Below are 1,802 nucleotides of genomic sequence, written 5' to 3'. Positions count from 1 at the left end.
CACCAACTCAGCGAAAAAGAAGCTTCATCCTACACCAAAGAAGAAATATTCTCAGGAAAATTACTGACACAATACCAAGATTTTTGGAGCAAAATGCCTTCAATGAAAGGTATTACAAACGTTCGAGATACTTCGTACAGTAATTATAGTGCCTTGAAAAGCAGTCTAAAAACGCACCCGAATGCTACTTTAATACCCGAAAAAACACCAGAAAATGTCATCGAAGAACGAAACATTGTCTATGCTAATACTGGCACGAGAGATTTACAACTTGATGCTTTCTACCCAAAAACGAAGTCTAAAAAACTACGTCCAGCAATACTGATTATTCATGGTGGAGGTTGGCGTACAGGCAATCGTACGCAGCACGTTCCTTTGGCTCAACGCTTGGCAGCTTTAGGTTATGTGACTTTTACGGCCGAATATCGTCTTTCAACTGAAGCTCTTTACCCTGCTGCCGTGCATGATTTAAAAGCAGCCGTAAGATGGATTCGTGCCAATGCCAAAAAATACGGCATAGACACCAATAAAATAGCCAGCGTGGGCTTTTCGGCAGGTGGGCAGCTTTCAGCACTCATTGGCAATACCAATCATTTGCCTAAGTTTGAAGGTAGCCTTGGAAATCTAAATCATTCGAGCCAAATAAACGCCATCGTAGATATTGATGGAATCTTGGCTTACATTCATCCAGAATCGGGAGAGGGCGATGACCGTAAAAGTACCTCAGCTGCTACCTATTGGTTTGGCTTTAGCAAAGACGAAAACCCTGAACTCTGGCACGAAGGCTCGGCTCTTACGTATGCAGGTAAAAACACCCCTCCTACCCTTTTCTTGAATAGCTCCGTTGATAGAATGCACGCTGGCCGTGAAGACTACCGCAAGAAACTTAATGCTTTTGGCATTTATTCAGAAGTACATACATTTGAAAATTCACCGCACTCATTCTGTTTGCTTTCGCCTTGGTTTGAGCCTACGGTTGGGTATATTGATACGTTTTTGAAGAAAGTTTTTTGATTTTAGTAGCTATTCAAATTTCACCAAAATACAAAAATCCAAGGCAATAACAGCCTATGTTTGATAAAAATCCAAACCGATAAAATAGAATTTTACCGATATGATACAATTTAACAAAACTTTAGTCACCGATGACGAACTTCCTTGGGAAGTGGTTGACCCAAAAATCAAACGAAAAATAATGTCGTATAATGAAGACATCATGCTCGTGAAAGTTGCTTTCGAAAAAGGTGGAATTGGCACCACACACAAACATCCTCATTTACAAATCAGCTATGTGGCAAGCGGTGCTTTTGAAATAACAGTTGCTGAAGAAAGTAAAATTTTGAAAGAAGGCGATGTGTATTTTATTCCTTCAAATGTTCTTCATGGTGCGGTTTGTTTGGAAGATGGCATTTTGATTGACGTCTTTAACCCTATGCGTGAAGATTTTGTACCCCAATAACAACCCCCAACCCCTAAAGGGGAGTTAAAATGACCAAAACTATGAAAACATCTATTCAAACCCTTACATTTTTATTGATTGCTCAGTTAGCTTTTGCCCAATACAATCCCGAAAAACCCGACCTTTGTCAAGGTAAATTTTTCACGGAAGAAGATGCAAAAAACCTCCACGCTGATTTTGCTAAACGATATTCTGATAAAACTTCATGGCAAAAGCACGCCCAAGAAATAAAACAGGGAATCTTAGATGGTGCTGAGTTGAGTAATTATGAATTTAAAAAGCCTACTAATATTGTTATTCATAGCAAAAAAGATTTGAATGGATATTCGGTAGAAAATGTATC

Annotated in this window: 2 protein-coding genes and 1 pseudogene; all 3 read left to right on the top strand. The window is 39.2% G+C overall.

The features are described 5' to 3' along the window. Positions 1 to 1,014: alpha/beta hydrolase (locus A6M55_RS13195; protein WP_229235537.1), on the top strand; the 1,014-nt coding region annotated here is incomplete at its 5' end. Between the two features lie 100 nt (positions 1,015 to 1,114). Beyond that, positions 1,115 to 1,459, top strand: a complete 345-nt coding sequence (locus tag A6M55_RS13190; RefSeq protein WP_064198065.1) for a cupin domain-containing protein — start codon at positions 1,115 to 1,117, stop codon at positions 1,457 to 1,459. 41 nt (positions 1,460 to 1,500) lie between these two features. Continuing rightward, positions 1,501 to 1,802, top strand: a pseudogene (locus A6M55_RS13185) (acetylxylan esterase); the annotation flags it as partial.

The organism is Emticicia sp. MM (assembly GCF_001649495.1).
The sequence above is the reverse complement of the archived record's forward strand: the minus strand, read 5'-3'. Positions and strand labels throughout refer to the sequence as shown.

Bases quoted from the DNA above. Each gene is read 5' to 3' on its own strand.
- A6M55_RS13190 (WP_064198065.1), top strand. From the start codon at position 1,115: ATGATACAATTTAACAAAACTTTAGTCACCGATGACGAACTTCCTTGG.